Source organism: Pseudomonas sp. E6002, from assembly GCF_013385565.1.
Lineage (GTDB): Bacteria > Pseudomonadota > Gammaproteobacteria > Pseudomonadales > Pseudomonadaceae > Aquipseudomonas.
Window position 1 is genome coordinate 1 of record NZ_JACAPT010000031.1, and the last position, 15,231, is coordinate 15,231.

Here is a 15,231-nt window from a genome sequence, read left to right on the forward strand (position 1 = left end):
AGCGTGGGTAACCCGGCAGGACGCCGGGTTAGCCGTCCTGGGCCAAGGATGGCCCATGACGGCGGCCCACGGTCCAAAGCCGGAGTGAGGGCACACCGAGCCTAGGCGAGGTGCCGAGTGGTGGGGCAAGAGCGTTTTGCTTACTTTTGGGCTCCTTTCAAAAGTGACCCGCTGTAAGAGCGGAACCAATACAAGCCATCACCCAAAAACGGATATGCCCCCAAAAAGAAGCATCACCCATTAGCCAGCTCTTCCAGATGATCCATCAACTCCTGCGGCTTAAGCACCAACACATCACTGTCCACCGCATCCAGCACTACCTCCGCCGTATTCCCGATCAACGCCCCGGAAATCCCGGTGCGCGCCACCGTACCAATGATGGTCACCGCCGCCTGCCACTTGTGCGCCGCGTGAGGAATCAACACATCCGCCGGCCCTTCCTCGATATGCAGATGAGTGTCGTCAATATCAAACTCCGCCTGGAACGCCTTGCACTGCTCACGATAGCGTGCCTCGATCGTCTCCTTGAGCTGAAACACCGGATCCGCCGCCGAGAGCATCGGCGACGGATGCGCACTGATCACATGCAACTGCGCCTTGGCCAAACTCGCGATATCAAACCCATGATCAATGATCGCGTTATGCAATGCCTGATGCTCGGCATCAGAATTGCCCACATCGATGGCCGCCAAAATCACCCCGCCAGCCCAAGGCCTGGACGTCTTCACCAGCAGCACCGGAGTCGGGCAGTAGCGCATCAACTTCCAGTCGGCAGGCGTCAACAGTGCCTTTTTCAGCGGGCTGTCAGCGAAATGCTGCTTGACCACCAACCCACACCCCTCTGCCTGCTGCACGTCGATGATGGTTTCATGCAGGCTGTCATTCCACGCCTGTTCAGTCGTGACGCTGTAGCCATCCTCCTGCAAACCGGCCTTCAGCAGGCTCAACATCGCAGAATGCTCGTGCTTCTTGTCACACACCAACAAATGCAAATGTGCCCCGGTGACGCCGGCAATCAGCTTGGCGCGCTTGAGGGCCAGGCTTTCCGAATGCTCAGGCTCGATGACCACCAGGATGCTGCGTATGGCTTGCATGGTCGGGTTCTCCAAAAAAGGGTGGGCGTGGAACAACTATAGTTGCTGCCCGGCACACGTCATGTTGATGCACATCAAGCCCGGTAGCTGGCGGTCTGCGGCGCGGTCGGTATAATCGCCGGCCTTTTGTGAATCTTTGCCCGTGAGCCCGATGAACCTGCCAGAAATCCACGAATTCCTCGGTTGCCGCACCCCCGACGGCTGGGTCCAGGCCGCGTTGGCCGACCAGGAAACCCTGCTGATCGACCACAAGAACTGTGAATTCAAGGCCGCCAGCACCGCCTTGAGCCTGATCGCCAAGTACCATTCCCACGTCGACCTGATCAACCTGATGTCACGCCTGGCCCGGGAAGAACTGGTGCACCACGAGCAAGTCATGCGCCTGATGAAGAAGCGCAAGATCGAGCTGCGCCAACTGTCCGCCGGCCGCTACGCTTCGGGTTTGCGCAAGGTGGTGCGCAGCCATGAACCGGTCAAACTGGTGGATACCCTGGTGGTCGGCGCGTTTATCGAAGCCCGCAGTTGCGAGCGTTTCGAAGCGCTGGTGCCGCATTTGGACGAAGAACTCGGCAAGTTCTATTTCGGCCTGCTGAAAAGCGAGGCCCGGCATTTCCAGGGTTACCTGAAACTGGCTTACCAGTACGGCGACGCCAAGGACATCGCCCAGGTCATCGACCGTGTACGCGCCGCCGAGCAGGAACTGATCGAGTCACCGGACGTCGAGTTCCGCTTTCACAGCGGCGTGCCAGCCTGACGCAACCGCTGCACCGAGCAACGCGGTGATCCCGGCGAGTATCAGGATCACCGCCTGCGTCCCCAGCGGCGCCGCCAGCAGTGCGATCAGCAACCCGGCCAGCGGCTGCGAGAGGTTGTTGAGCAAGGTCAGCACGCCCACCGTCTTGCCAAAGTCCCGGGCCGGGATTACCCGTTGTCGGACGCTGCGGATGTACACGTTGAACATCTTGTCGAAACCGGTCAGCAGCAGGAAACCCACGGCATAAGCCCACACATTCGGGCTGATGGCCGTGATCAACGCTCCCACGGCAATCATCGAATACGACAAACCGCCCAGCACCTTGAGCGGCAGGGACGCGCGCGCCAGGAAAAACAGGATGGCGATGGTCACCAGCGCGCCGGCCGCCTGCAACCCGGCGTAGGTGTCCTTGCCGGCGGCGTATTGGCCAATGACCATCGCGGCGGAAGTGGCGAGGGTGACGCCGATGATCAGGTTCACACCCACCGCCAGGGCGATAATCCTTTTCAGCTCCGGCAGGTCGCGGATATGCCCGAAGGCAACGCGCAACGGCTGCAGCCAGATGTCGTTGTGCTGCTCGAAGGTTTCAAGATTGACCGTGGTGTGGCGTTGCCAGATGCGCATCGCCAGGTCCGCCAGCAGGAACAGCCCGGCAACCCCCAGCACGACCCAGTGCCAGGCCCAGACGCCCAACATCAGCGCGGCCACCAGTGGGCCCAGCACCAGCCCGGTCTGGTCGGCAATCTGCGAGTAGGACAAGGTCTTGGCGTAGGTGTAACGCTTGAAGATATGCGGCAGCAGCACTTCCCGGGCCATGATGCCCTGGGTGGTCAACACGCCGCACAGCGCCGAAAGCATGACAATCCAGTAAATCCCGTCGAACATTCCATACAGCAGCACCGCCGCCACACACGCCAGCGCCCGGTACACCTGGCTGATATGCAGGACGCGCACGGCGGGATATTTGTCGCACAACGCCCCGCACACCGGGAACGACAGGTACCGCGGCAAGGATTCGACAAAAAACGCCAGGCCCGCCCAGGACACACTGTTGGTGGTCTGGAACACGATCAGCGGCACGATGAACAACAGAATCTGGTCGGCCAGGCGTGACAGAAACAACGAAATGAAGAAAGCCAGGTAATCCTTGCGCATGGTGTGCTCGTGTCCGTGAGTCAAATTGTCGTCAGTAGCCGGAGCCGGATTTATCCGTGAGATTGTGGCGCTCGTCGCCCTTGAGCGGCGGGTTGAATACGCTGACCAGCACCAGGTCCTGCTCCTTTCCGCCTCTTAGATAATGGCAGTCGTGTTGGTCCAGCGCATAAATATCACCGGGGCGGATCGGGTAGACGTTACCGTCCATATCTTCGACTTCACCCTCACCGGCGATGCAGTAGCAAGCCTCCAGGTGATTACGGTATTGCAGCAGTGACTCGGTGCCGGCACGCACGACGGTGTGGCAGACGGTATAACCCATCCCGTCCTTTTCCGTCAGCAACCGATGGCTGGTGCCAGCGCCCCATTCGACAAAGTGCGCGGTGTTTTCTATGTCTGATTTGTGACGAACGAACATGGTTTTCTCCCGCTATGTAGGTAGAGGGCCATGATTCTCTTGTGTTTGTGGTGTTGTCATCAGCGACACTTCCGAAAAGCGTGTGGGGCGCATCTGGCGGACGGTACCGAGTTAAAGACTGCGGTGAAACTGTTAAAAACTCTTAAAAGCATGAAGCTTCGTCGGCCAGTGATGGCCAGCTGCTTTAGTCTGCCGGCTTGCCACCTATAATGCGCACACTTCAATCCGCGCGTGCACTGGAAATTTATGGATAACTTGGGTCTCGGCAAGGTCTTGCTCGTGGAGGACGATGAGAAGCTGGCAGGGCTGATCGCCCATTTCCTGTCCCAGCATGGCTTCGAGGTGCTGGCCGTGCACCGCGGCGATCTGGCGCTGGCGGCGTTCCTGGAGTTCAAGCCGAAGATCGTCGTGCTCGACCTGATGCTGCCCGGCCAGAGCGGCCTGCATGTGTGCCGTGAAATTCGCAACGTGTCCGACACGCCCATCGTGATCCTCACCGCCAAGGAAGACGACCTCGACCACATCCTCGGCCTGGAGTCCGGCGCCGATGATTATGTGATCAAGCCGATCAAGCCGCCTGTGCTGCTGGCTCGCCTGCGCGCCCTGCAACGTCGCCAGGCGCCGGAACCCACGGTGCGCGGCGCCCTTGAGTTCGGCCGCCTGGCCATCGACCGCAGTTGCCGGGTGGTGAGCCTGGGCGGGGAGAAGATCGACCTGACCACCATGGAATTCGAACTGCTGTGGTTGCTGGCCAGCGCCGCCGGGAAAATCCTCTCCCGCGATGACATCCTCAACCGCATGCGCGGTATTGCCTTTGACGGGCTCAACCGCAGCGTCGACGTGTACATCAGCAAGCTGCGCGGCAAGCTCAATGACAACCCCCGGGAGCCGGTGTGCATCAAGACCATCTGGGGCAAGGGCTACCTGTTCAATCCGTTCGCCTGGGAGGTCTAGATGTTAAGGCTGTTTCTGCGTCTGTATATCATCCTGGCCATTGGCTTGGCCGGGGCGATCTGGCTGGTGAACTACACCTTCGATGAGCTGTTGCCGGAGGCCAACGAAACCTACAACCGCGAAGCCCTGCGCGGCCCGGCGTATGGGCTGGTGGAACAATTGCGGCCGGTGACGGGGGAAGCGCGCGCCGCCCGCCTGGCCGAGTTGCAACCTCACTATGGGCTGCGCCTGGCGCTGGTGCAGCGGGACACGCTGAAACTTACCGAGCGTGAACAGCAATTGCTGGCCAGTGGCGAGTTGGTGGTGCGTGGGGATTTCATGGAGTTCATCTCCAACATCGACGGCGGCCACCAACTGCTGGAAATCAAACTGCCGGAAGAGCCCAAGTGGCTGTACATGTGGGCCTATGGCTTTCTCGGCCTGTGCCTGGCGATTGTCCTGTACTTCTGGGTTCGGCCCCATTGGCGTGACCTGGAGCATATCCGCCTGGCCGCGCAACGTTTCGGTGACAACAATCTCGGCTCGCGCATCCTGCTGCCGCGCCGTTCTACCGTGCGCGAGTTGGCGGGGCACTTCAACCAGATGGCCGAGCGCATTGAAAGCCTGATCGCCAACCAGCGCGAGTTGACCAACGCCGTGTCCCACGAGCTGCGTACGCCGATTGCGCGGCTGTCGTTTGAGCTCGACCAGCTCAAGCAACAGGCCGATCCACGAGAGAGCCGCGCACTGATCGCCGACATGTATGCCGACCTCGGCGAGCTGGAAGAAATGGTCTCGGAACTGTTGACCTACGCCAGCCTGGAACGCGGCGCCACGCAGATCACCCGGGAAAGCATCGAGGCCCACAGCTGGCTCGACAGTGTGATCGGCAGCGTCGCCCTGGAGGCCGAGGCGGCAGGCGTGCAGTTGCTGCTGCGCACCTGTGAAGTCGATTACATCCGTATCGAGCCGCGCTTTATGGCACGGGCGGTGATCAACCTGTTGCGCAATGCAATTCGCTACGCCGACCGGCGCGTGGAAGTGTCGCTGGTGAAGTTTGGCACCGGCTATGAAGTACGGGTCAATGACGACGGGCCCGGTGTGCCGGTGGAAGGGCGAGGGAAGATTTTCGAGCCATTCCTGCGCCTGGACGCCAGCCGTGACCGCCGCACCGGTGGCTTCGGCCTCGGCCTGGCGCTGGTGCGGCGGGTGTGCCAATGGCATGGCGGGCAGGTTGAAGTGCTGGATTCGGAGTGGGGCGGGGCATCGTTTCGGATGACCTGGGCGTATGCCGAGTAATCATCCAGGAGCCATGGAGATCAAATGTGGGAGCGGGCTTGCTCGCGAAGGCGGTGAATCAGTCGCCGGATACATTGACTGAAACACCGCCTTCGCGAGCAAGCCAGCTCCCACATTTTGATTGGGTTACCAAAGTTAGAACGTGTATTCGACCATCCCCATCACCGACGTCTGCAAGCGTCTCTCCACAATCGGGCTTTGCCCGGCCTTGTCTGCCAGGTACTGCACATCCAACAGCGTCGAAAACTGTGTGTGCTCGCTGATCGGCAAGCTCCACACCAGATTCATCCCGTTGCTGATGTTGCCGCCGCTGGCCTTGTAGGCCTTGAAGCGACTCTGTGCGGCCTGGCCGGTGGTCACGCCGTACCAGGTCTGCAGGTAGTTGCTGTCGCCAAAATGGCTGCTGAGGCTGGCATCCAGCGAACCGTAGTCGCCGTCGTACAGGTTGGTGCCCAGGCTCAGCTCCAGGTGGGTGAACGCCTTGCCGGAATCCTTGTGATCATCTTCCTCAAGCGCATGCTCCAGGGTTGCGCCGAGAATCACTCCGCCCAGGTTATAGCTGCCACTGACACCCACCTGGGGGCGAGTCTTGATCTCGCCCATGCCCTTGAGTTTCTTCGAGCCCGGGCGCCCGGTCTTGCTTTCGTCCTTGCGTGAGCCGCTGGCGCCGACGTAGGCGCTGAAGCTCGCACCGCCGCCGTCATAACCCCAGCCCAGGCCCTTGTCGGTGTCGAGGAAAATCCCCCACGGGCCGACGATGGCCGCCCCCAGCACCGGCGCGGTGACTCGCTCGTCGCTGCCGCTGTAGCGGGGCAGGTTGGCCACGCCGGCCTTGAGGGTGTATTCCCAGTCGTCGGCCAGCAGGGTGTCGGCGCTTGCAAGCAAGCACAGCGACGTCAGGGACAGGCAGAGGTGTTTTGAACGCATGATGGTCTTCATGTGAGGTCAGAGACTCAAGGGGTTGTGGGGAGAATCGGTACGTTTGAAGTGGTAGCCGGAGGCGCTCAGGCCGTTGACCTGGCGACTCACGGTATCGCCCAGGCCATAGCCGTTGCCGGCCAGCACCGCGTGGGCGTTGTCCACGGGCAGCAGGATGTAGTCGGTCAGCGGCTCGTCGTGCAGTTGGCCGCGGATCACCAGGAAGCCGTTCTCCAGGCGCACGCTGATGCCGCTCAGGGGCGCGTCGGGCTCATGGGTGTTGAGCACTTGATAGGTACCGATGGTGTCGGCCCAGGCATTGCTCAGCGGGGTCTGTTCGATGCGTTCGCCCACCGGGACGCGTTGGCCGTGGCTGCGGGCGGTGAGCATCTGGCGCCCTTGCACCGTTACCACATCCAGCTGCACACGGCCCAGTTCGCCGAGGTCCTTGAGCCAGAAGCCGAGGAATTTCTGTTGTGCCCGCAGCCAGCCCTGGCCGTCGCGCAGCAGTTCGAAACGGGTGTCGGCCAACTCGCCATACAGCTGGCCGTTTTCGTCCTTGATACGGAAAATGCCCCAGGCCGTGGCATAGAAACCGGCCAGGCGCTTGCGGTCGATGGCGGCGGGCACCTGGCGAATCTTCAGGCCGTGGGCCGGCTGTTGGCAGTCGTCGGAACACACCGGGTCGCCGGTCTGGGCCTGAAGCATCAGGCGCAGGGTGTCGGTGGTCAGGGACGCCACCATCTCTTCGGCGTTGCTGTCGTTGGCCATCACGATCACGGCCAGTTGCTGGTCCGGCAGCATCGTCAGTTGCGCCGCGAAATCATCTCCGCCACCGCTGTGCTGGAAGGTGCGAATGCCGGGGCCCACCGGCTCATCGCCGCAAGGGGCGAGAAACCACCCCAGGCCCATCTGGCAGTCGAAGTCCAGGGCGTTGCCGGTGTTTTGCTGGCTGAACATCTCGTCAATCGACTGGCTGCCCAGTACCTGTCTGTCTTTATAGAGGCCCCGGGCGAAGAGCATGCGCACGTAGTGGCTGAGGTCCTTGGGGCTGCTCCACAGGCCACCGGCCGCAAGGTCGCGCACCTGGGCGTCGGCGCTGACGGTGCCGTCTGCATAACCCCGGGCGCGAAAGCCCGGTTGCGCGCCGGTGCCGACGAAGCTCGACTGGTTCATCTCCAGGGGCTTGAGCAGGCTGCTTTGCAGTCGGGTTTCGAAATCCTGCCGACTGCTGCGTTCGATGGCGGCGCCGACCAGGGCGTAGCCGAGGTTGGAATAGGCCACCTGGGTCCCCGGTGGCGTGCTCAGCCAAACCCCTGAAATACGCATCGGCATCTGGCCCATGGCGAAGGTGTTGCGCACGTCCCGCAGGTGTTCGCTGGGCAGGCCGGACTGGTGGCTGAGCAGGCGGCGCAGGGTGATGTCGCGGTCGGCGGCAGCCTGGTCGGAATGAAAGCGCGAGCGTACGTAGAACTCCCGCAGCGTGTCCTGGATCGGGGCGTCGAGGGCCAGGCGCTGTTGCTCCACCAGTTGCAGGGCGGCGGTGGCGGTCAGCAGTTTGGAGAGGGCGCCGGCGCGGAACGCGGTGTTGGGGGTGACGGGTTTGCCCAGGGCCTTGTCGGCCAGGCCAAAGCCCTGGGCCCAGATCAGTTCCTGGCCGTTGACCAGGGCGATGGACAGGCCGGGTATGTTTTGCCTGGCCATTTCGCTGGGAATGCGTTTTTGCAGGTAGCGGATAATTGCGCTGTAGTCGCCCTTGGGAATGGGCGGCGGGGCCGGCGGCTGGCCGTGGCAGCCGAGGCTGCCCAGCAGGCAACCCAGCAGCGGAATACTGCGCAATGTGCGAAACATGATGAGCACCCGAGGGGTGGTTTGGATGCTCGAATGCTAGGGGCGGGCCGTCGATGAGTCTTTGTGAGCTTTGTCGGGAAACTGTCAAAGACTGTTAATACAGGCCGCCCCTAGCGGGTTTGCTCCATTGCCGCAGCTCCAGCATCAGCTATACCTAATGCTCAACGCTTCCTCAACGTCAGCCAAGGAGTCTCGCGATGAAACTGGGAATAATGATCAGCACCGTGTGTATTGCCACGATCGGGGTGATGGGGTGTTCCAGCAAGGTGACGCAGCCGGACGAATACTCCGGGTTTCTCTCAGACTACAGCAACCTCAAGGAAGCCAAGTCGCCATCGGGCGCGCAGGTGATGCGTTGGGTGGACCCCAACCTGAGTCTGAGCCGTTATAACGCGGTGTACATCGAGCCCACTCAGTTCTACCCCAAGCCGCAAGCCAGCACCAAGATCCCTGAAAGCACCTTGCAGGGCATCAGCACCTACTACAGCCAGGCGCTCAAGCGCGAACTGGAAAAGTCCTTGCCGCTGGCCGACGGACCAGGCCCGGGCGTGATCGTGGTGCGCGCGGCGATCACTGCCGTCAGCAGCAAGACCGAAAGTCTCAAGCCCTATGAGTACATTCCTGTCGCCCTGGTGGTCGCCACGGTCAGCACGGGCGCCGGGATTCGTGACCAGGAAACCACCTTGGGCACCGAAGCCCAATTCCTCGACGGTGCCAGTGGCAAGGTGGTCGCCCAAGTCGTGCGCAAAGGCACCGGTAAACCGTTGGCAAACGACTCCCAGGTGATGAAAGCCGATGACGTGAAAAGCGTCATCGACGGCTGGGCGTCGGACCTGCATCAATCGTTTTTGAAGCTTAAAAAGGGCTAAGCCTCAAACGGTGCGCGACTTGAGCGGGTGCTATTTGATCGGTGTGAGCGGTGGCTGCTTCCATTGCCCGTTACCCACTTCAGGCTTGGGCAGGTAAATGCGCAATAGGGCATAGAACGGGCCGGGTGGTGCTGGCAGCCAGTTGCTTTGTTCCGCTTTCGGTGGCTCGTGGTGCGCGACCAACAGCGTCAGGCCGCCATCGGCGTCGAGCTTGAAGTTGGGCAACATCCCCGACGTGAGCACGTAGCGCTTCTTCAGGTTGGGGGTCAGCAGATTGGTCTTGGCGTTGTACATGGTCAGTGACCAGAATGCGTCGGTCGGTGGCAACTGGTCCTTGGCGAAGTGCAGGGTGTAGCTGTGGCGTGCGCCGTTGGCGGGTTTGCCCTCGCTGTCCACGGAGTAGCGCAGGTAGGCCGTTTCATCGCCGGAGTTGCCAAACAGGTGCAGGTTGGCGCCAGCGTAGCGGTACAGGTAGTTGTTTTGAAGGTGGTCGCGATTGCCGAACAGGTCTGCACTGGATACTTGATGGGTATCGATCTTGTCTTTTTTGAAGGCTGCATACTCGGCTTTGCCGTCGGCGATGCCGTCATCCAGCGCTTTGCGTTGCTCAACCGTCAGGGCCTTGAGGTCGAACGGTTTACCCGCCTCGACGCCGATCCTGGCAAAACGCGCGAGCACGTCTTTCTCACTGTCCTGCGGTGCTGCGTAGGCCAGCATGAAGTTCAGATAGCGGAACAGATGCACGCTGTCGCTCATGTTCGGCGTAGGCTTGGGCCAGGCAATTTTCGGCGGCTTGATGGGTTTGGGCTGCTTCACGTAGCTGCTCAGGGTCTGGACCTTATAGCCGCCCTGGATCTGTCTGACTTTGCCCAAGTCCTTTTCATCGAACAATTGAGTGCGGTACAGGGCGTAGGCGATGTTGCTTTCGCTGTACACGACGCGGTCGATATCGGTTGGCTGCTGGCCTTTCCAGCCCGGGCCGGCAATCATGTAGTGGCCACCGTTGTTACCGGTGCTGCGGGTACCCAGATAGCCGAAGTTCTGCGTATAGAGGTCGACCAACTGCACGGCGTAGTAGCGGTTGTCTTCGATCCTGGGCAGGGTCAACACCACGGGCTCGGCCCGCAGATCGAGCCAGACAAAGGAGTTGGGCGTGTCCGGGTTGGGGGTGGGGATCGCTGTATCTTTAGGGGTTATCGCCTGCGCGGTGTTCCCGATGTGGTTGAACGGCGCCTTGAAGTTCGCCCCGGTCTTGTCGACAGCCTGGGTGTAGAGAGTCTTGTACATCTCCACCACCGGGAAGCCATAAAGATAGGCTTCCTTGGCGATGGCCCGGGCTTCACTCGGCGTGGCGGTGAAATCGGCCCAGGCGCCGGTACTCATGAAAATCGAGAGGCTCGCCAGCAGCAGGCGCGTCGGTGTTCGAATCATGTTGTTGCGTCCTTACTGAGTCAGTCGGATGTCGTCGAGTTTTCAGCTGTTATAAAAGCAGGCTCCGGTGGGCGCGTACAGTCGCAACTAGCTGAACCTTTGCGTGCCAGGCAGAGTTTGCACTCAGTTGCTCGGGAAGTCTTTTGGCACGTGAGGTTCAACGCAAAGATCTATCGATCAGTTGACATCAACGAGATCAAGTGCCGCCTGTGAAAGGCGGCATCGGGGGGCAGTCAAGGCAGTATGGACTTAACCTTGTCACGCAACTGATCAATCGAGAACGGCTTGCCGATCACCTGCATGTCGGCTGGCGAATCGATATTTTCGGCATAACCGCTGGCGAACAGGATGGGCAGGGCGGGGCGTATTTCACGGGCCTTGAGGGCCAGTTGCTTGCCGTCCATGTCCGGCAGGCCGACGTCGGTCATCATCAGGTCGATGGTCTGGTCGGTGTCTTGAACTATTTTCAAGGCTTCTTCGGCATCGGCCGCTTCAAGCACTTGGTACTCCAGCTCTTCGAGGACATCGACGATCAACATGCGCACGATGGCGTCGTCTTCGACTACAAGGATGGTGGAGGGGGCGGCTGACATAGTGGAGGTTCCCGAACAGTGGAAGGGGCAGGTCTTGGGCGATGGGAAGACCGTTTTCATCCTGAGTATTGTCGGTCCCGGCAAGTTCCCCAGATAAGCAAAACATTGTGCCGGTAACGGCTACAAATGTCGCGTATCACCGCCACTCACTTGCCAGGGGCTTGCTGGAACAACCAGCAAGCCCCGGCCATGGTCTCAAGCTGCCGGTTTTATCGGTTAAAGGGATCCGTACACCAACCCATGTACCCGGCTCTGGTTCTCGCTTGCCTTGAATGTGCTGACCGTATATTCCGGGTTTGTCGGCGTCCCAAACGCTCCCGGGATGAGCGGCGTCTTACTATTGGCCAGCGATTCCTTCATTCCTTTCTTCATGGCGTCCTCGGTCGGAAAATTGACCAATCCGAAATTGGGGTCGAAATAGAACCATTTTCGCGTGCCGCCTTCCACGATCACTCCCGCTGTCATCGCGTGGACGGGCGTGGCGATGATGAGTGTCTTGGACGTCGTCGCGTTGGCCAGGTCATCGATGATGGCCTGATAGGACTTTTGCGTGACGACTTCAGCCGAGTGCGGTCGCTTTCTGAAGTGATCCTGGGCTTCGCTCATGTCCTTGATGAACCTCGCCGATTTTGGGTTGGTTTCCTTGGTTGCCGCTGCAATGAAAAGCTTGTCGATGTACTCGTCCTGTTTTCCAACGGACACGGCGTAGGCCATTGCGTTGGCTAACACGCCACATTCGCCTCCGGTCACCGTGTCCACCTGGCTCAAATAGAAATTCTGGGGCATGCCCCGAAGCTTGATGCCGGGGATGCGCTCAATTTCGGCTTTGTAGAACTCATAGTTTTTAAGGCCGACTTCTGATCGCTTTTTGCCTATTGACTGTGCCAGGGCGCCGATTTCTTCGGGGCTTCGATTCGGCTTAAGTGCCAGTTCCATGAGCTCTGCGATATCCATGGAGCCCGAGTAGCCCGGGATGTCATCCACTACCCCGTTGTTATAGCCACGCATATACGCATCGTGGCTCGTTGTTCTGGCGTGTTCCTGCGTAGCCTTGAATGAGTTGGATAATTGCTTGGAGGGTGTGTTTTGCGCCTTGGTGGCCGGCCCTCCGACAAAGTACTCCCAGAAGCTTTCAACGTTGTCCTGGACCGACACGGTCTGTGGCGTGAACCCCTTCAGCGGTGGGCCATAGGGTTGTTTCTTGAGGGCGTCGTACGCGTACCATTCGCCCTTGTTCAATACAGCGGAGGCTTCGACGGTTTGATCCGCCAGCTTGATGGTGCCGATTGCCGCGACGCCATGTTCCTTGCCGGCGGCTTTCAACAGGTCATGGCTGCCGGCTGCCCCCTTGAGTTTGTTTAGCCCGTTAATGCTTTTTTCGACTACAAACTTGCCGCCCCGGTTAATCAGTCCTGCGCCTCCCAGAAGCAAATCGCCCAAGCCGCCCACCGGGTTCAAGGCGCCGATGGTGGCGACACCGATCTTTTTGGCAACATTCAGCGCCTTGGCGCCTGCACTGAGGGCTTTTGTGCCCGCCTGTGCCGCTTTGGACGAACCCAGGCTGACAAAGCCCAGCAGGTCCAGCTGGAGGTCAATCGCCCCCTCCAGGTAATTACCCTTGGTAAAGTTGGCAATCGCTGACTTGAAGGGAATGAGGTCGAGGAAGAAATGGGTCACCTTCAACTCGGTTTCCATTTGCTTGTCGTAGGTCGTGGCGCCTTTGGCTTGCTTGACGACATCCTCGTTGCCCAGGTCGAGGTTTTCGACAAATGCCTCCGCGATGTACTGGGTACGGGCGGTGGCAAAGCTGTTGGGAGGCAGTGGGTTCGTGTCTGTACTGGCTGAGCGCTCGGGCTCACTGGCCTCTGAAGCGTCGAATTTTTTTATTCTGTTTTCCTCGATCGCCAGTTCCCAGGTACTCGCAGAGAAATCCTGGGGCGTTACTTTTTTGATGCTGCCGTTTTTTATGTCCAGCCTATAGGTAACAGGTTCTGTGCCACCCTCTACCTGTATCAGCAGCTCATTTTTAATCGGTTTGAAAAGCGAGGTGACCAGGTTTGGGCCCAATTGATAAACAGAGGGCTGGTAAAAAGTGAGGTTGCCCTGCTCGATGTTTTTTCGATCTTCCAGCGGCAGGCTGGCGATCAGGTGCTTTACGGTGGTGGCAACCCCGTCGTTCAACGACTTGATCGACGCTTCAAACTGCTTTTGAAATGTCGCGTTTACGTCGAACTTGAGCGACTGGCCTTCCAGTGCCTGGGTGATGTCTGGATCCTTGGATTCCCAGGTGTAATCGCCCAAGCCACTCATGGCGATGTCCAGCAACGAATGCAGGCCCGCAGGTGCGCGGTTTGGGTCGTAGAGCGGCACGCCAAACTGTTGTTGGCGGGTGTCCTTCACCGTCAGGGCCTTTTTTTCAAACGGCACATCCTCGCCAAATCGCTCTTTGAGCTGGGCCAGTGCAATGGCCTTGCGGCTCGGGATATCGGTCTCCAGCAGGGTGGAGGCCTTCATGCGTTCATCCACCTGTTGAGTGAACTCGACGCGTATCGCTTCCAGCTGGTCGGGGCTGTAGGCATCGTCGGGTTGTTTGCTGATAACGCCGTTGGCCACGGCCCAATCAATCAGCGCTGCCCTCTGTGCGCTTTGGGTCACGGCGGGCTCGGCGAGTGCAGCGCTTTCGGCCTTGAGCATCACTTGGGCAAAAGTCATGTTCGGTACCGAGCCCGGCGACTGCGCTTCAATCGACGCCGCCGCAACCGCCAGGTTGACCCAGGCCGGGCTGCCATAGGTCACGCTGGCCGGGATGTCTTTGATCAGGAACTCCGGGGCTGTTCTTGCCAGCAATACGTAAGCACCCGCCTGGGCCATCTCGGGGCTCGTTCTGCCCTCGCTCGACAGGTGTGCGCTCAGCCCGTTGACGATGGCAGAGGCCGGCTTGCCCCAATGTTCTTCACTGGCCACGTCGAAACCGGCCAGTTTGTTCCGTTGAGGCGCCTGGACTGACTCGGGATCCATCTGTGCACTGATGGCGGCCAGCAGGTAGTCGTAATGGCTGTTCTTGGTCTCGATACCATTGAGCCCGCGCTGCAGGGCCTGGCCCATCAGTTGGCCTTCGGGCGAGCTTAAAAGAAACTCGAGGATCTTCGCCGGGTCGTTCAAGGCGGCCACAGGAATGGGATTCTGGTACGCGAGAAAGTCCAGGACGCTCTTTGTCTGCGTGACTTGCGGCTGATCGCCGAGGTGGTGGGCGTGGTTCATCGCAAGCAGGCGCAACTGAGTTTGCTGGTTCTGGTCCAGCGGTGCAGGCCAGGACAAGGCACCGCCCAGGTCACCGAAAGGGTGGGCGGCGATCCTGACGGTCGCTTCCAGTTTCAGCTTGAGCAACTCGGCCTTGGAGGTTGGCAGAGGCACCCCGTTGGCATTCAGGAATGCCTCCAGGCTTTGGTTGACCCTGGTCCCCATGTCCAGGGTGTTGTGATGAGACGAGTCCGGATGAATGGCCATTTGTGTGAGCTTCAGGACGGACTGTACATAGGGGGCGGTGTCGTAGTCTTGCAGGGCCGGGGCTGCGAGGTTGATGGCGTCCAGCAGGTTCTGCCAGTTCTGCCGGTCGGCCATGGGCTGTTTCAGCACATCGGAGCGGCTGGCGGCTGATGCTGGCGCTGCTGCAACGGCAGGGGGCGTGGCTGGCTGGGGGCTCAGGGACGATGCCCCGGAAGCAGGGGAGGAAGAGAATTGGGGCGCAGGCTGTTGCACGGAGAGGTTGCTGACATTTTGCATCGGTGGGTACCTGTTTTATTAGGAGATACGCGCCTTTTCCGAGGAGGTTCCCTGTTCCCCACGGCACCCCTTTGGGTGGGGCGGCCCACACACAACGTTCCAGGCTCACTTCGGTTCCCATGTAAGAAGGAAA

General features: G+C 60.1%; 12 protein-coding genes. 4 read left to right on the forward strand and 8 right to left on the reverse strand.

The genetic code is table 11. The annotated features are described in order from the left end of the window. Positions 1-233: 233 nt before the first annotated feature. A complete protein-coding gene (locus tag HX815_RS24555; RefSeq protein ID WP_003217553.1) occupies positions 234-1,094 on the reverse strand; it encodes a universal stress protein in 861 nt (286 codons plus the stop codon). Positions 1,095-1,245: 151 nt separating this feature from the next. Between HX815_RS24555 and HX815_RS24560 the strand changes: the two genes are divergently transcribed. Next, a complete protein-coding gene (locus tag HX815_RS24560) occupies positions 1,246-1,848 on the forward strand; it encodes a tRNA-(ms[2]io[6]A)-hydroxylase (RefSeq protein ID WP_008431008.1) in 603 nt (200 codons plus the stop codon). Here HX815_RS24560 and HX815_RS24565 read toward each other — a convergent pair. Both HX815_RS24565 and HX815_RS24570 read right to left on the reverse strand, forming a co-directional pair. Continuing rightward, a complete protein-coding gene (locus HX815_RS24565) occupies positions 1,804-3,003 on the reverse strand; it encodes an MFS transporter (RefSeq protein WP_177029020.1) in 1,200 nt (399 codons plus the stop codon). The two genes, HX815_RS24560 and HX815_RS24565, sit on opposite strands and share 45 nt — an antisense overlap. Positions 3,004-3,034: 31 nt before the next feature. Then, the gene (locus HX815_RS24570) at positions 3,035-3,421 is read right to left on the reverse strand and encodes an ectoine synthase (RefSeq protein WP_003217559.1); all 387 of its coding nucleotides are present in this window, start codon (positions 3,419-3,421) and stop codon (positions 3,035-3,037) included. 246 nt (positions 3,422-3,667) lie between these two features. On the opposite strand from HX815_RS24570, the gene HX815_RS24575 reads away from it, so the two are divergent. Together HX815_RS24575 and HX815_RS24580 are read left to right on the forward strand one after the other, a co-directional pair. Then, on the forward strand, positions 3,668-4,375 hold the full coding sequence (locus HX815_RS24575; RefSeq protein WP_003217561.1) for a winged helix-turn-helix domain-containing protein: 708 nt from the start codon (positions 3,668-3,670) through the stop codon (positions 4,373-4,375). After that, the gene (locus tag HX815_RS24580; RefSeq protein ID WP_177029021.1) at positions 4,376-5,653 is read left to right on the forward strand and encodes an ATP-binding protein; all 1,278 of its coding nucleotides are present in this window, start codon (positions 4,376-4,378) and stop codon (positions 5,651-5,653) included. Between the two features lie 135 nt (positions 5,654-5,788). Here the strand turns inward: HX815_RS24580 and HX815_RS24585 are convergent, their stop codons facing one another. Continuing rightward, positions 5,789-6,592 (reverse strand): MipA/OmpV family protein, encoded by an 804-nt coding sequence (locus tag HX815_RS24585; protein WP_177029022.1) that lies wholly within the window; start codon positions 6,590-6,592, stop codon positions 5,789-5,791. A 6-nt stretch (positions 6,593-6,598) separates the two neighbouring features. Beyond that, the gene (locus HX815_RS24590; protein WP_177029023.1) at positions 6,599-8,422 is read right to left on the reverse strand and encodes a serine hydrolase; all 1,824 of its coding nucleotides are present in this window, start codon (positions 8,420-8,422) and stop codon (positions 6,599-6,601) included. Between the two features lie 197 nt (positions 8,423-8,619). Between HX815_RS24590 and HX815_RS24595 the strand changes: the two genes are divergently transcribed. Further along, on the forward strand, positions 8,620-9,291 hold the full coding sequence (locus HX815_RS24595) for a DUF3313 domain-containing protein (RefSeq protein WP_177029024.1): 672 nt from the start codon (positions 8,620-8,622) through the stop codon (positions 9,289-9,291). Positions 9,292-9,321: 30 nt separating this feature from the next. Here the strand turns inward: HX815_RS24595 and HX815_RS24600 are convergent, their stop codons facing one another. The 3 genes from HX815_RS24600 to HX815_RS24610 form a co-directional block, all read right to left on the reverse strand. Continuing rightward, on the reverse strand, positions 9,322-10,722 hold the full coding sequence (locus tag HX815_RS24600) for a DUF1254 domain-containing protein (RefSeq protein WP_003217572.1): 1,401 nt from the start codon (positions 10,720-10,722) through the stop codon (positions 9,322-9,324). 233 nt (positions 10,723-10,955) lie between these two features. Continuing rightward, on the reverse strand, positions 10,956-11,315 hold the full coding sequence (locus HX815_RS24605; RefSeq protein ID WP_003217574.1) for a response regulator: 360 nt from the start codon (positions 11,313-11,315) through the stop codon (positions 10,956-10,958). 216 nt (positions 11,316-11,531) lie between these two features. Continuing rightward, a complete protein-coding gene (locus HX815_RS24610; protein WP_256351181.1) occupies positions 11,532-15,098 on the reverse strand; it encodes a hypothetical protein in 3,567 nt (1,188 codons plus the stop codon). Between the last annotated feature and the right edge of the window lie 133 nt (positions 15,099-15,231).